This is a genomic window from Natronospira sp. (genome assembly GCF_007134575.1).
GTDB lineage: Bacteria > Pseudomonadota > Gammaproteobacteria > Natronospirales > Natronospiraceae > Natronospira > Natronospira elongata.
In genome coordinates this window covers 1-13,702 of sequence record NZ_SLKM01000148.1, presented here as the reverse complement: position 1 = coordinate 13,702, position 13,702 = coordinate 1, and the positions used below count along the sequence as shown (strand labels likewise).

The 13,702-nt window shown below is 60.4% G+C and carries 12 protein-coding genes; 4 read left to right on the top strand and 8 right to left on the bottom strand.

Annotated elements, in window-relative coordinates; translation table 11 throughout:
• Positions 1-19: 19 nt before the first annotated feature.
• Together ACJWXQ_RS05895 and ribA are read right to left on the bottom strand one after the other, a co-directional pair.
• Entirely contained in the window at positions 20-655 is a 636-nt protein-coding gene (locus tag ACJWXQ_RS05895; RefSeq protein WP_346050217.1) for a hemolysin III family protein, read from the bottom strand.
• A gap of 41 nt (positions 656-696) precedes the next feature.
• Entirely contained in the window at positions 697-1,335 is a 639-nt protein-coding gene (gene ribA / locus ACJWXQ_RS05890; RefSeq protein WP_346050219.1) for a GTP cyclohydrolase II, read from the bottom strand.
• Between the two features lie 222 nt (positions 1,336-1,557).
• Between ribA and ACJWXQ_RS05885 the strand changes: the two genes are divergently transcribed.
• The gene (locus ACJWXQ_RS05885) at positions 1,558-2,748 is read left to right on the top strand and encodes an HD domain-containing phosphohydrolase (protein ID WP_346050222.1); all 1,191 of its coding nucleotides are present in this window, start codon (positions 1,558-1,560) and stop codon (positions 2,746-2,748) included.
• A gap of 39 nt (positions 2,749-2,787) precedes the next feature.
• Here ACJWXQ_RS05885 and lpdA read toward each other — a convergent pair whose 3' ends face one another.
• The 3 genes from lpdA to aceE all read right to left on the bottom strand — a co-directional run bounded on the left by lpdA (position 2,788) and on the right by aceE (position 9,168).
• The gene (gene lpdA / locus ACJWXQ_RS05880; protein ID WP_406672359.1) at positions 2,788-4,581 is read right to left on the bottom strand and encodes a dihydrolipoyl dehydrogenase; all 1,794 of its coding nucleotides are present in this window, start codon (positions 4,579-4,581) and stop codon (positions 2,788-2,790) included.
• A 121-nt stretch (positions 4,582-4,702) separates the two neighbouring features.
• Complete coding sequence (gene aceF, locus ACJWXQ_RS05875) at positions 4,703-6,373, bottom strand: dihydrolipoyllysine-residue acetyltransferase (RefSeq protein WP_346050226.1); 1,671 nt, start codon at positions 6,371-6,373, stop codon at positions 4,703-4,705.
• A gap of 128 nt (positions 6,374-6,501) precedes the next feature.
• Positions 6,502-9,168 (bottom strand): pyruvate dehydrogenase (acetyl-transferring), homodimeric type, encoded by a 2,667-nt coding sequence (aceE, locus tag ACJWXQ_RS05870; RefSeq protein WP_346050228.1) that lies wholly within the window; start codon positions 9,166-9,168, stop codon positions 6,502-6,504.
• A gap of 241 nt (positions 9,169-9,409) precedes the next feature.
• On the opposite strand from aceE, the gene ACJWXQ_RS05865 reads away from it, so the two are divergent.
• From ACJWXQ_RS05865 to rnt, 3 genes are read left to right on the top strand one after another with little or no spacing between them, the layout of a single operon-like run.
• On the top strand, positions 9,410-10,957 hold the full coding sequence (locus ACJWXQ_RS05865) for a M17 family metallopeptidase (RefSeq protein WP_406672358.1): 1,548 nt from the start codon (positions 9,410-9,412) through the stop codon (positions 10,955-10,957).
• A 54-nt stretch (positions 10,958-11,011) separates the two neighbouring features.
• Positions 11,012-12,055, top strand: coding sequence for a dihydroorotase (pyrC, locus tag ACJWXQ_RS05860; protein ID WP_346050232.1), 1,044 nt, complete (start codon positions 11,012-11,014; stop codon positions 12,053-12,055).
• Complete coding sequence (rnt, locus tag ACJWXQ_RS05855; protein ID WP_346050234.1) at positions 12,052-12,711, top strand: ribonuclease T; 660 nt, start codon at positions 12,052-12,054, stop codon at positions 12,709-12,711. The genes pyrC and rnt overlap by 4 nt, the downstream gene beginning before the upstream one ends.
• 54 nt (positions 12,712-12,765) lie before the next feature.
• On the opposite strand, the gene grxD is transcribed toward rnt, so the two are convergent.
• The 3 genes from grxD to ACJWXQ_RS05840 all read right to left on the bottom strand — a co-directional run.
• A complete protein-coding gene (grxD, locus tag ACJWXQ_RS05850) occupies positions 12,766-13,083 on the bottom strand; it encodes a Grx4 family monothiol glutaredoxin (protein ID WP_346050236.1) in 318 nt (105 codons plus the stop codon).
• Positions 13,084-13,124: 41 nt separating this feature from the next.
• Complete coding sequence (locus tag ACJWXQ_RS05845) at positions 13,125-13,472, bottom strand: BON domain-containing protein (RefSeq protein ID WP_346050238.1); 348 nt, start codon at positions 13,470-13,472, stop codon at positions 13,125-13,127.
• Positions 13,473-13,516: 44 nt separating this feature from the next.
• Positions 13,517-13,702: hydantoinase B/oxoprolinase family protein (locus tag ACJWXQ_RS05840; protein ID WP_406672357.1), on the bottom strand; the 186-nt coding region annotated here is incomplete at its 5' end.

Here is a 13,702-nt window from a genome sequence, read left to right as displayed (position 1 = left end):
TCACTGCCCTTCCGTAAGCCTACCCAAACAGCTGGAAACTGACAGCAGTGAAATGGCAGATACTCCCGCCCAGAACGAAAAGGTGCCAAATGGCGTGGGAGTAAGGCACTCTTTCATTGTGATAGAAAACCGTGCCGGCGGTGTAGGTGACGCCACCTATGATCAGCCAGCTGAGCGCCGCCGGCGGCAGTTCCCGGGTCATGGGCACGAAAGCCACCATTGCCAGCCAGCCCATGGTGACGTAGGTGGCCGTGGATAACAGTCGGTAGCGTCCGGTGAAAAACAGTTTGAGCACGATGCCGAACGCCGCCAACCCCCAGATAACAGCGAATAGACTCCACCCCCAGCCGCCGTTCAGCCCCACCAGGGTGAACGGCGTATAGGTACCGGCGATCAGAAGGAAGATGGCGCAGTGATCCAAAACCTTGAGGCGGCGACGCAGTGCCGGACGGCTGGCGGCATGATAGAGAGTGGAAGCCAGATACAGCAGGACCAGGGCAGTGACGAAAACCGACGCAGTCACCACTTCCAGCGGCCCTGTGTAAATCGCGGCCAGGGTAATCAGCACCGTGCCGGCCACCAGGCTTACCAATACGCCCAGGCCATGGGTTGCCACATTGGCCAGTTCCTCCGGTGACTGGCGAAGCCCGGTCATACTGCCTCCTGATTCAAACGAATGTTTGAACCATTATGACCTCAGTCTTCGCCGCCGTCCAGGGGGTCAAACAGGTGGCCCATGCGGTCTCGCTTGGTGCGCAGGTAGGCTTCGTTATGAGCAGTGGGATCGGCAATGATGGGCTCACGGTTCACCACCTCCACGCCCTCCGCACGAAGCGCCGAGAGTTTGCTCGGATTATTGGTCATCAACCGGACCTGCGGAAGCCCAAACCAGGCCAGAATATCAACGGCGGGACGATAATTGCGCAGATCGGCATCAAAACCGAGGCGCTCGTTCGCTTCCACCGTGTCCAGACCCTGGTCCTGGAGGGCATAGGCCCGGATTTTCTCGGTCAGGCCGATGCCACGCCCCTCCTGGCGAAGATAAATCAGAATCCCGCGGCCCAGGGCGGCGATGCGGGCCAGGGCATCATCAAGCTGGCTGCCGCAATCACAGCGCAGGCTGCCCAACACCTCACCGGTCAGGCACTCCGAATGAACCCGGCAGAGCGGTGCCGGCTCGCCGCCCAGATCCCCCATTACCAAGGCCACATGCTCACGGCCACTCCCCGCTTCGGCAAAGACATGCATACGAAAACAACCATGGGCGGTCGGCATGTCGCACTCACTGGAATGGCTGACGGTTCCCCTGCCGGAGGCGGCCTGCTGCTGCTTCATGGATCTCTCAGAATTCCTGAAAAATGGGCGTCTTATTCTACCGGAAGTCACCGCCCGGCACCGGAATCCCCCCGTCCGTCGCCAATCTGGCCCGCCCGTCACTCGACGACGGCAATACCCGAGCAGCCTGCTAGTCTCAAGTAAGAGTATTCAAGCAGCATTCCGGGTAGAATTGGGCCCGCCAACCCATTCCGGGAGGATAAAATTGGCGAGGGGACTCTCATGCCGAGCGCGGGACAAGTCCGGGTGGCCGTTCACGATCTGGTCCCTGGATTATACATAAGCCAGCTTGACCGGCCGTGGACGGAAACCCCCTTCCTGTTTCAGGGTTTCGAACTCCGCGACGAGCAGGAACTTGGCATCCTTAGAGATTATTGCCGCTATGTCTGGGTGGACGCGGCCCGCAGCCGGGTGCCCATTCCCGCAGCCAGCAAGCCAGTATCGACCACCTCACAACAACCCCCGGGCTTCGGTGCCGGCTTGAGCCGCTGCCAACAACGAAGACAACAGGCCAAAGCCATCCTGCGACCCGTCTTTGAGCAACTCAGTGAGGACACGGCCGCCTCGGTGGAGACGCTGGGTGAAAGCCTCAACAACCTCAACCGGGAACTGATCAATCATCCGGATGCCATGCTGTGGCTGAATGCCCTGTATGAGCCGGACCAACGGCTGATATCGCACTCGCTCAACGTCTGCACCCTGTCGCTGCTCATGGCCGAGCAATTGAACCTGTCCATGGAAAACCGTACAGCCCTGGGCATGGCGGCGCTTCTGCATGACGTGGGCAAACTCGGCCTGCCCGACCGAATCGTCTTTGAGCCATTGCAATTGCGGATGGACGATTGGGAACAGATTCACGCCATGCCGGTAAGGGGCGCTGAACGACTCAAACGCTGCGGACTGTCCGAAATGGTCATTGAGATGGTCCACCGCCACCAGGAACACCTGAATGGCGACGGCTTTCCCAGACAGCTCCGCGGCACCCGTGAGCTGTCACTGGAGACCCGCATACTTGGTCTGGCCAATGCTTACGATGCGATGACCGCTGACTGGCCCCGCAGACCTGCCCTATCGGGTCATGAAGCGGCGGTACGGCTTAACCGTATTCAAGCCGATCGCTGGGGCCGGGAATGCATGGAAGGCCTGCGTCGTGCTCTGGGCGTTTACCCACCAGGCACCCAGGTATTGCTAACCAGCGGGGACAAGGCCGTGGTAATCATGAGCCAGCCGCAGACCCGACTCCGCCCAACCGTGGTCATCCACGAAAAGGCTGCAGGCCAGGCGCCGGAGAGCATGGCATTGACCGATCTGTCCATGCCAGGCTGCCGCCATCGAATTGAACGGCCACTCCCCGCACACCCGAAACAGGGAGAGCTGCTGGCCCACATCACGCATCGACTTCTGGCTGCCTGACTCAGGGGCGGAGCGTGTCTTAGGGAACCTCTGATTAATTCATTCGCGCTTGGCTTTCCGCTTTGGCACGTACAGATCGGTCAGATTGCCCTCGAAGGCCTCGGCGCTGAATGCCACGGTTTCACTCAGGGTTGGGTGAGGATGAACGGTGAGTCCGATGTCGGCGGCATCCGCCCCCATCTCTATGGCCAGCGCCATCTCTGCTACCAACTCGCCCGCGTTGGGGCCCACTGCGGCACCCCCCAAGATCTTGTCCGTCCTGGGATCAAACAAGAGCTTGGTCAGCCCCTCATCGCGCCCCAATGACAGCGCTCGGCCGCTGGCGGCCCAGGGAAAACTGCCGACTTCGTAATCGATCCCCTCCGACTTCGCCTGCTGTTCCGTCAGGCCAACCCAGGCCACTTCCGGATCGGTATAGGCGACAGAGGGGATGACGCGAGCGTCAAAATAGGATTTTTCCCCCGCCGCCACTTCGGCCGCCACCTTGCCCTCATGGGTGGCCTTGTGGGCCAGCATGGGCTGTCCTACCACATCGCCGATGGCAAAGATGTGGTCCACATTGGTTCGCATCTGACGATCCACGGCAATGAAGCCACGATCATCCACCTGCACACCGGCCTTCTCGGCATCGATCTTGCCGCCATTGGGAGCACGGCCCACAGCTACCAGAACCCGCCCGTAATAGGTAGGCCCGGGAACGTCCTTGCCTTCAAAGGTCACCTTGATGCCCTTCTTGTGAGCTTCGAACTTGCTGGCCTTGGTGCCGGTCATGATGCGCGCGTAGCGCTTGGAGACATACTTTTCATAGGGCTTGACGATGTCCTTGTCGGCCCCCGGCATAAGCTGGTCAGTGAGCTCGACCACATCGATCACCACCCCCAGAGCAGAATAGACATTGGCCATTTCAAGACCAATGATGCCGCCGCCCACCACCAGCATCTTCTTGGGCAGCTCTTCCAGCTCCAGGGCATCGGTGGAATCCATGACTCGCGGATCATCGTGCGGGATGAAGGGCAACTTCACCGGCTGAGATCCAACGGCAATGATGGCCTTGTCGAAATGAATGACAGTTTCCTTTCCGTCCTTATCCACCACGAGGTGGCGATCATCGGCAAAACGACCCAGGCCGGTGACCGTTTCCACATTACGCTTTTTCGCAAGCCCCGCCAGACCGCCCGTGAGCTTTCCAATTACCTGGTTCTTCCATTCCCGTAGCTTGTCCCGGTCAATCTTCGGCTTGCCGAAATCCACCCCATGATTGGCCATGGCGCCCGCTTCGTCGATGACCTTGCCCGCGTGCAACAAGGCCTTGGAGGGAATACAGCCCACATTAAGACAGACACCGCCAATGGACTCATAACGCTCAACCAGAATGACTTTCAGACCCAGATCGGCTGCACGGAAGGCGGCGGTATAGCCGCCTGGCCCGGAGCCGATCACCAGTAGATCGCAATGCTTGTCGGCATCGCCGGAATATTGGGCCGTTGCCGGCGCCGGTTTCTCGGCCTTTTCAGATTTTTTCTCGGACCCGGACGCCCGGCTTTCCGCTTTCTCCTGGGCAGCCGTTCCGGCATCACTCTTGGTGTCTTCTTCCTCGGCTTCCAGCTCGGCAATCACCGAGCCCTCGGCAACCTTGTCGCCGGCACTCACCTTCAGGCTGATGATCCGGCCCGCCTGAGGCGCAGGAACATCCATGGCCGCCTTGTCCGTCTCCAGCGTAATCAGCCCGTCTTCCGCCTCCACGCTGTCGCCTTCCGCCACCAGCACATCAATGACTTCCACTTCATCGAAATCGCCGATGTCTGGGACTTTGACTTGGATGTTATCCGCCATGAGTTTGCCTTCTTCGGGTTCTCTTCAAGTTTCTGTTGTACGGACTTCGATCGCCGGGCGGCGAGCTACGAGCAGCGAGCGGCGAGCCGATTGCTCTTGGCTCGTTGCTCGTGCTCGCTGCTCACATAACGAGATTCCTGCATTCGCCCAGCACATCCGCCAGGTAGCGGGTGAAGCGGGCGGCGGCGGCGCCGTCGATGACTCGGTGGTCATAGGACAGGGACAGAGGCAGCGTGAGCCTTGGCTCGAAATCCTGGCCGTTCCATACCGGCTTCATCTCGGCCTTGGAGACGCCGAGGATAGCCACCTCCGGGGCGTTGACAATGGGGGTGAAGGCCGTGCCACCGATACCGCCCAGACTGGAGACCGTGAAACAGGCGCCTTGCATATGCTTCTGCTGAAGCTTGCCATTGCGGGCCTTCTCGGCCAGCTCGCCCAGTTCACGGGCCACATCAAAGACGGACTTATCATCCACGTCGCGAATGACGGGCACCACCAGACCGTTGGGCGTGTCGGCGGCAAAACCCAGGTGGAAGTATTTCTTCATCACCAGGTGCTCGCCATCCGGATCCAGGGAGCTGTTGAAATCCGGGAATTCCCGCAAGGCATGCACACAGGCTTTCATGATGAAGGCCAGGGGCGTCATCTTGGTGCCCATGGCTTCGGCGTCAGACTTCAGGGCCTTGCGTACCGCATCCATCTTGGTGATGTCAGCCTCATCATGCTGCGTCACATGAGGCGCATTGACCCAGCTGGCCTGGAGACGGGGACCGGAGATCTTCTTGATTCGGCCCAGCGGCACCCGCTCCACATCACCAAACTTGGAATGATCAATATCCGGCACCTGGGGCAAACCAGCACCGCCACCGGCACCACGAAGCTGAGATTTGACCCACTTTTTCACATCATCATGGGTGATCCGGCCCTTATAGCCGGAGCCGTGAATCTTGACCAGATCCGCACCCAGTTCCCGGGCGAACTTGCGTACCGAGGGGCTGGCATGGGCCTTGGCGAAGCCGGATTCGTCAATGGCCTGGAGGGAGCCTCTATCCAGCCCCTTATCCGTACCACCGCCTGCATCACCGGTGGGCTCGCTTTTCTTGTCTTGACCGGGCTTCGGAGATTCAGGCTTGTCTGCCTTTTTCGGCTCACTTTCGGAGGCGGAATGTTCAGGCTCAACACCACCCACCACCGCTTCCATCACGGCAACCACACTGCCCTGAGACACTTTGTCTCCGGCCTTGACCTTCAATGACTTGATAGTGCCGGCATGGGGCGCAGGCACATCCATGGCCGCCTTGTCCGTTTCCAGGGTAACGATGCCCTGCTCTTCTTCGACTTCGTCCCCTTCAGCCACCAGAACATCAATCAATTCCACTTCATCGAAGTCACCGATATCAGGGACCGTGACCTCCACTTCCTGCTTTTCGCCGGCCGGCGTCGCCTCTTCCGTCGCATCGCTGGCAGGCTGGGACTGATCCTCATCGGTATCAGAATCATCGGATCCAGATGGCTCATCAGAACCCTTGTCCTGAGCCGATTCTGAACCTTCCACTGCCTCAAGCTCGGCAATTACCGTGCCCTCAGAGACCTTGTCTCCACTGGCCACCTTGAGGCTAAGCACCTTGCCCGCCTGGGGCGCCGGCACATCCATCGCTGCCTTGTCCGTTTCCAGGGTAATCAGGCCATCCTCAGCCTCGACGCTGTCCCCCTCTGCCACCAGCACATCAATGACTTCCACTTCATCGAAATCACCGATATCCGGGACCTTGACTTGGATTTTGTCCGCCATGGGGTTGCCTTCTTCAGGTTTTGTTCAGGTTTCTCTTGTACTGGCTTCGAGTACCGGGCTACGAGCCACTAGCAACGATCGACGAGCCGGCTGCTCGAAGCTCGTTACTCGTGGCTCGGAGCTCTCCGTCACACGGTGACGGGATTCGGCGCATCCGGATCGATGCCGTATTTCTTGATGGCTTCGGCCACTTTCTTCTTGTCGAACCCGCCCTCATCGGCCAGCGCCTTCAATGCGGTCACGGCGATGTGATAGCGGTTCACTTCGAAGAAACGACGCAGATTGTCGCGGCTGTCGCTGCGGCCGTAGCCATCGGTGCCCAGGGTCAGATAATGGCGATCCATCCAGGGGCGAATCTGATCCGGGAAGGCGCGAATGTAATCCGTGGCCGCCACGGCCGGGCCATCGAAGCCTTCCATCTGTTTTTCCACCCAGCTACGGCGCGGCTTTTTGGCATCCGGATGCAGGCGATTCCAGCGATCCACATCCATGCCGTCCCGACGCAGCTCGGTGAAGCTGGTGGCGCTCCAGATGTCGGCGCTGACGCCAAAGTCCTTCTCCAGCAACTCGGCCGCCGCAATGACTTCGCGGAAGATGGTGCCGGAACCTAGCAGCTGCACCCGCTTTTTCTTGCGCTTGTCACCCTGACGGAAGAGATACAAGCCCTTGCGGATGCCCTCTTCGGCGCCTTCCGGCATGGCCGGGTGGGTGTAGTTCTCGTTCATCATGGTGATGTAGTAGAAGACATTTTCCTTGTCTTCGTACATGCGCTTGAGGCCATCGTGCACCACGACCGCCATTTCGTAGGCAAAAGCCGGATCATAGGCCACACAATTGGGGATAGTGGAACTCAGGATATGGCTGTGGCCATCCTGGTGCTGCAACCCTTCCCCATTCAGGGTGGTTCGACCGGCGGTGCCGCCCATGAGGAAGCCGCGGGCCTGCATGTCACCGGCGGCCCAGGCGAAATCACCGATGCGCTGGAAGCCGAACATGGAGTAGTAGCTGTAGAAGGGAATGGTGGGCACACCCCAGTTGGCCGGGGCCGTGGCCGCCGCCACCCATGAGGACATGGCACCCGCCTCGGTAATGCCTTCTTGCAGAATCTGACCTTTCTTGTCTTCCTTGTAGAACATCAGCTGGTCGGCATCCTGGGGCTTGTAGAGCTGGCCCACGGAACTGTAGATCCCCAACTGACGGAACAGCCCGTCCATGCCGAAGGTGCGGGCCTCATCCGGAATGATCGGCACAATGTACTTACCGATCTGCTTGTCCTTGGTGAGCGCGGTCAGCATCCGCACAAAGGCCATGGTGGTGGAGATTTCCCGATCCGTGCCATTGAGGTGCTGCTTGAAGATATCAATGGCCGGGATTTCCAGCTTCGGTGATTTATCTTCCCGGGCCGGCAGGTACCCACCCAGCTTCTCGCGCCGGGACTTCATGTACTTGATTTCGGGACTGTCTTCCTTGGGACGATAGATCGGCACGTCATTGATCTTCTCATCCGATATGGGCAGGTTGAGCCGATCCCGATAGTACTTGAGGTCTTCCTCGCCCAGCTTCTTCTGCTGGTGAGCAATGTTCTTCGCCTCGGCAGCCTTGCCCATGCCGAAGCCCTTGACGGTCTTTGCCAGAATGACGGTGGGCTGCCCCTTGTGATTCACCGCATGGTGGTAGGCCGCGTAGACCTTGCGGGCATCATGGCCACCTCGGTTGAGGCGCCAGATCTCCTCGTCGGACATATTGGCGACCATTTCCTTGAGCTCGGGATACTTGCCGAAGAAATATTCCCGCGTGTAGGCGCCGCCCTTGGCCTTGAAGTTCTGGTACTCGCCATCCACGGCTTCTTCCATGCGACGACGCAGCAGACCCTTGGTGTCCTTTTCCAGCAGCGGATCCCAACGGTTACCCCAGATCAACTTGATCACATTCCAGCCGGAGCCGAGGAAATCGGCTTCCAGCTCCTGGATGATCTTGCCGTTGCCCCGCACCGGGCCATCCAGGCGCTGCAGGTTGCAGTTGACCACGAAGATCAGGTTATCCAGGCCTTCCCGGGCAGCCAGGCTGATGGCACCCAGGGATTCCGGCTCGTCCATCTCCCCATCACCCAGGAAACACCAGACCTTGGCGTCCTTGGGATCGATCAGACCGCGATGCTCCAGGTAGCGCATATAGCGGGCATGATAGATGCCCATGATGGGGCCCAGCCCCATCGAAACGGTGGGGAATTGCCAGTAATCGGGCATCAACCAGGGATGGGGGTAGGACGTAATCCCCTTGCCATCCACATCTTCTCGGAAATGCAGCAACTGCTCCTCACTCAGGCGGCCTTCCAGGTAGCTCCGAGCATAGATACCGGGAGAGGAATGGCCCTGGATATAGACCTTGTCACCAGGATGGTCATCGCTGGGGGCGCGCCAGAAGTGATTGAAACCGACTTCATAGAGAATGGCCGAGGAGGCGTAACTGGCAATATGACCGCCCAGTTCGGTGCCCTTGCGGTTGGCGTGCACGACCATGGCCATGGCATTCCAGCGGATCATGGCCTCGATACGCTTCTCCAGCTCCCGGTCGCCTGGATAACCCGGTTCGCGAGCGGTTGAAATGGTATTGAGATAGGCCGTGTTGGGCCGATAGGGCAAATAGGCACCAGAGCGCCGGGCGTGATCGATCAGTTGTTCCAGGAGGAAGTGGGCACGCTCCGGGCCGTGCACGGCCAGGGCGGATTCCAGGGACTCGATCCACTCCCGGGTCTCGTCCGGGTCCACATCTTTGAAGCGTTCGTTGTCCGCCATGTTGAATCCTTAATCAGCAGGAATTTTTATTCATCTTTCCGGCATCTGTCGTAGGATGCCGGGTTGCAGCCTTCGCCGAAGCCGTTTGAACAGCGTGACGAAGACGCGAAGGAAGGCTGGGCCCGGTGGGGCGGGCGTGGATTGCGGCGCCGACATGCCCCGGGCCGAGGAAGGTCGGGCGCATCGACGGCAACGCGACACATTGGGCTGACCGCCGCCACCCACCGTTCAAACAGCGAGTATGATCGTTTTTTGCACTGCCAAGGTCAAGGACAACACCATGCCCCTGAAACTGCCCGATTTGCCGAAAATCCAGATAAAACAGGACACAAGGCTCCCGGATGAAAGCCCGGAGCAGCAATTCGATGCCATGATCCTGATCATTGACGGGGCGGAGGAGACGGCCGGCATTCAAACGCGGCAACCCGCCTGGCTCGGCGGGATAGAGGCGGACTGTTTCCAACAGCATCCAGAGAGCAGCAATCCCGCCGTTGGCAGCCGCGGCGGCTGCCGCATCGCCCGGCTGCGCGTGGACAAGGGGCTGAATGCCTTCCAGGCCCTGTCATTGGCCCGCAAGACCCTGGAATTGCTGCTCTCGGACCGGCCCCGGAAACTGGCGGTGATTGATCTTGCCGCCGACATCCACCAGGGCGAGAGGATGACCGAAGCCATCATTGCGGGCCTCTACGCTGCCCTCTACCAGCCGCCCCGCAGCGGCCGCACTACCCTGGAAGCGCTTAGCGTGGAGAGCCTTGACCTGTTTGGTCCCCACCGGGCGCCCGACATCAGTCGGGCAGAGGCCACGGCGGAAGGCAATCAGCTGGCCCGATGGCTGACCCAGCTACCGGGCAATCACCTCTCTCCCGGTCAATATCGGGAACTGGCCGAAAGCCTGGCGCGCCAGGAAGGTTGGGACAGCCACTTTTACGATGAGCAGGAGCTGGACCGTTTGGGCGCCGGTGCCTTTCTCTCGGTCACCGCCGCCAGTCCAAACCGGGACGCCGGCATCCTCCGCCTCAGCTACCGCCCGGCTGGCGGGACCAGCGCACCTCTGGCCCTGGTGGGCAAGGGAATCTGTTTCGATACCGGCGGCACAAACCTGAAAAATGCCAGCGGCATGTACGGCATGCATGGTGACATGCAGGGCAGTGCGGTAGCGCTGGGCACCCTGCTTGCCCTTAGCCGCCTGAAATTCCCCCATGCCGTGGACTGCTGGCTCGCCCTGGCGGAAAACCACATTGGGTCCCGTGCCACGCGACCGAATGACGTGGTCACCGCCCTTGACGGGACCACCATCGAGATCGTCAACACCGATGCCGAGGGCCGCATGGTGCTGGCCGATACATTGGCCCTGGCCAGTCGCCAGCAACCCAGGGCAATCCTGGATTACGCCACCCCCACCGGCAGCTGTGTAGCCGCCCTCGGGCAACGCATGAGCGGTGCCATGAGCAACCGCCGCGACTGGGTCGAAGCCCTGATTCGCGCCGGGGAGCGTAGCGGTGAGCGGGTCTGGCCGCTGCCCTGGGAAGCGGATTACGACGAAGATCTGGAATCGTCCGTGGCCGACGTCATCCAGTGTCGCCCCCCGGCCGAGGCCGATCACCTCTATGCGGCCCGCTTTCTTGGCCGTTTCGTCGCTGAGGATATCGGCTGGGTACATATAGACCTCTCCGCCGGCAAACGGGAGGGCGGCCTGGCCCACGTCCCCGGCGATGTGACCGGTTTTGGTGTCCGTTTCGGCGTGGAATGGCTCAGTTTCCTGGACAACTCCCTGATCGGAGAAAAGTAGTCGGAACGGGGGCTGGTACAATGGCCGCCGTATCCGATGCAAATCAGGAAGCTCATGGACACCTTCGTAATCTCTCGCCCCGATGACTGGCATTTGCATGTGCGCGATGGGGCCGCCATGCAGGCCGTGGTCCCGGAGACGGCCCGCATCTTTGCCCGCGCCATCATCATGCCCAATCTGAACCCCCCGGTGACCACCGTCGCTGAGGCGGAAGCCTACCGGGACCGCATTCAGGCTGCGATCCCTGAAGGTAGTGACTTTCGGCCGCTCATGACCCTGTACCTGACGGACAATACGGACGAAGACACCATCAAGGCCGCCGCCGAGCATGATGACATCCACGCCTTCAAACTCTATCCGGCGGGCGCCACCACCAACTCGGCCTCGGGCGTCACCGACATCCGCAATGTCCGAGGCGCCCTGGAGGCCATGGCGGAACATGACATTCCCCTGCTGGTTCATGGCGAGGTAACCCGGCCGGAAGTGGACTTCTTCGACCGGGAGAAGCGCTTCATCGACGAAGTACTCATGCAGGTGGTGGAGGACCATGCTCCATTGCGGGTGGTCTTCGAACACATCACCACTCAGGAAGCAGTGGACTTCGTGCACCAGGCGCCGGCACGGGTGGCGGCCACCATCACTCCCCAGCACCTTTTGGAAAATCGCAACGCCCTGTTTCGCGGTGGCCTGCGCCCCCACCATTTCTGCCTCCCCGTCCTGAAGCGGGAGGAAGACCGTCATGCCCTACTGGAAGCGGCCACCAGCGGCTCACCCTCATTCTTCCTCGGCACGGACAGCGCCCCCCACCCCCGTGGCGCCAAGGAATCGGCCTGCGGCTGCGCCGGCATTTACTCGGCTCACACCGCCCTGGAGCTCTATGCAGAGGCCTTTGAGGCCGTGGGACGCCTGGACAGACTGGAAGGGTTTGCCAGCCATTTCGGGGCTGACTTCTATGGCCTGCCACGAAACCAGGGCAAGGTCAGGCTTTCACGGCAGCCTCGGCAAGTCCCGGCTGACCTGCCCATGGGGCCGGATGTGGTCGTACCATTTCGGGCCGGCGAAACAGTCGCCTGGACCGCAGAGCTGGAGCAGGCATGAAAGAGGATTGCGAGAAGGACTACCAGAACCAGGATCCCCGGATTGTTGACCGCTTCCGGAGTTTTCTACCGGTAGTGGTGGATGTGGAGACAGGTGGTTTCAACCCGGCCACCGATGCCCTGCTGGAAATTGCTGCCGTACTGGTGCACATGGATGATCGCGGCGAGCTCTATCGCGGTGAGACCTATCGTTTTCATGTTGCGCCTTTCGAGGGCGCCAACATCGAGGCGGCGGCACTGGAAGTCACGGGCATCGACCCGGATCATCCCCTGCGCCCGTCAATGAAGGAAGCGGACGCCCTGGGCCGGCTTTTCAAGCCGATCCGCGCGGAAGTCCGCAACACTGGCTGTACCCGAGCAATACTGGTTGGCCACAACAGCTGGTTCGACCTCCAGTTCCTCAATGCCGCAGTGGAACGTTGTGGCATCAAACGGAACCCCTTCCATCCCTTCTCAAGCTTCGATACCGCCACTCTGGGCGGCGCTGCCTTCGGCCAGACCGTACTCCACCGGGCAGCCAAGGCAGCGGGGCTACGATGGGATGACAAGGCCGCCCATTCGGCCGCCTATGACGCGGAGCAGACCGCGGAACTATTCTGCGACATCATCAATCGCCTCAAGCCCGTCTATCAGGAAGCCATCGGCAACAGGGAATAAAAAAGGCCGCAGCACTCGGGCTGCGGCCTTTTTCAATGCCCTTTACACAAGGGCTTAGTCGCTGGCGACTGCCTTGAGTTCCTTCTCTAGCTCGCCGGACTGGAACATCTCCATGATGATGTCGCAACCACCGATCAGCTCACCCTTGATGTAGAGCTGAGGGTAGGTAGGCCAGTTGGAATACTCCTTCAGACGCTCCCGAAGTTCCTGATCCTCCAGGATGTTGAAATAGGAAAAAGGCACACCGACCTGCTTGAGTACCTGCGCGGTCTGGGCGGAAAACCCACACTGGGGAAAGTCCGGCGTTCCCTTCATGTAGAGAAGGATGTCGTTGCTGTCCAGCTGTTCCTTGATCTTGTCTTCAATAGTCATAATGGCAAGTCCTGCATGAATGAAAATGGTTGGGCGTTTCGTCAGCCGCCGTTGACGGGCTCCATATCCCGGCGCTCGTCACTGCCGTCAAAATCCACATCGGTGATGACACGGCGCACACCGGGCACGCCCTCGACACGCATCACAATATCGCCAATGGCTTGCGGCTCGGGCACGGAACCGGTCAGGGTGACCACACCCTCTTCCACCGCGACTCGCACGGTCCCTGCGCCACGGACCGGGGCATTACGGATTTCCGACTGCACGGCCCGCTGGATGGAGCGGTCGTCATCCGGATCCACCTCTCCCGGGCCCATCATGGCGCAAGCGGACAGGGCCATTAGCATTCCCAGGAGCATGGCAGGCAACAGCGATTTCCAAGGATTCATGGTCGGCGTCCCAATGGTTGCGGGGAATCTAATGGGGCATTTTATCATGCCGGACCGGGGTCCCCCCAAGCGCCCCCGCCCGGTGTCTCCAGCAACAGTCGATCACCGTCGACGACGGAAAAACTCGCCTTGCCCGGTAATGCCCGGCCATTGAGATGATTACGCCCGGCCTGGCCCTCGCGCCCGCCGGCGAGGCCCCAGGGACCACGGCGTCGACGTTCGCTGATGAT

What these genes read in the sequence shown, in the direction of transcription:
- ACJWXQ_RS05895 (WP_346050217.1), bottom strand. Translation starts at nt 655, where the DNA reads ATGACCGGGCTTCGCCAGTCACCGGAGGAACTGGCCAATGTGGCAACC.
- ribA (WP_346050219.1), bottom strand. Translation starts at nt 1,335, where the DNA reads ATGAAGCAGCAGCAGGCCGCCTCCGGCAGGGGAACCGTCAGCCATTCC.
- ACJWXQ_RS05885 (WP_346050222.1), top strand. Translation starts at nt 1,558, where the DNA reads ATGCCGAGCGCGGGACAAGTCCGGGTGGCCGTTCACGATCTGGTCCCT.
- lpdA (WP_406672359.1), bottom strand. Translation starts at nt 4,581, where the DNA reads ATGGCGGATAACATCCAAGTCAAAGTCCCAGACATCGGCGATTTCGAT.
- aceF (WP_346050226.1), bottom strand. Translation starts at nt 6,373, where the DNA reads ATGGCGGACAAAATCCAAGTCAAGGTCCCGGATATCGGTGATTTCGAT.
- aceE (WP_346050228.1), bottom strand. Translation starts at nt 9,168, where the DNA reads ATGGCGGACAACGAACGCTTCAAAGATGTGGACCCGGACGAGACCCGG.
- ACJWXQ_RS05865 (WP_406672358.1), top strand. Translation starts at nt 9,410, where the DNA reads ATGATCGTTTTTTGCACTGCCAAGGTCAAGGACAACACCATGCCCCTG.
- pyrC (WP_346050232.1), top strand. Translation starts at nt 11,012, where the DNA reads ATGGACACCTTCGTAATCTCTCGCCCCGATGACTGGCATTTGCATGTG.
- rnt (WP_346050234.1), top strand. Translation starts at nt 12,052, where the DNA reads ATGAAAGAGGATTGCGAGAAGGACTACCAGAACCAGGATCCCCGGATT.
- grxD (WP_346050236.1), bottom strand. Translation starts at nt 13,083, where the DNA reads ATGACTATTGAAGACAAGATCAAGGAACAGCTGGACAGCAACGACATC.
- ACJWXQ_RS05845 (WP_346050238.1), bottom strand. Translation starts at nt 13,472, where the DNA reads ATGAATCCTTGGAAATCGCTGTTGCCTGCCATGCTCCTGGGAATGCTA.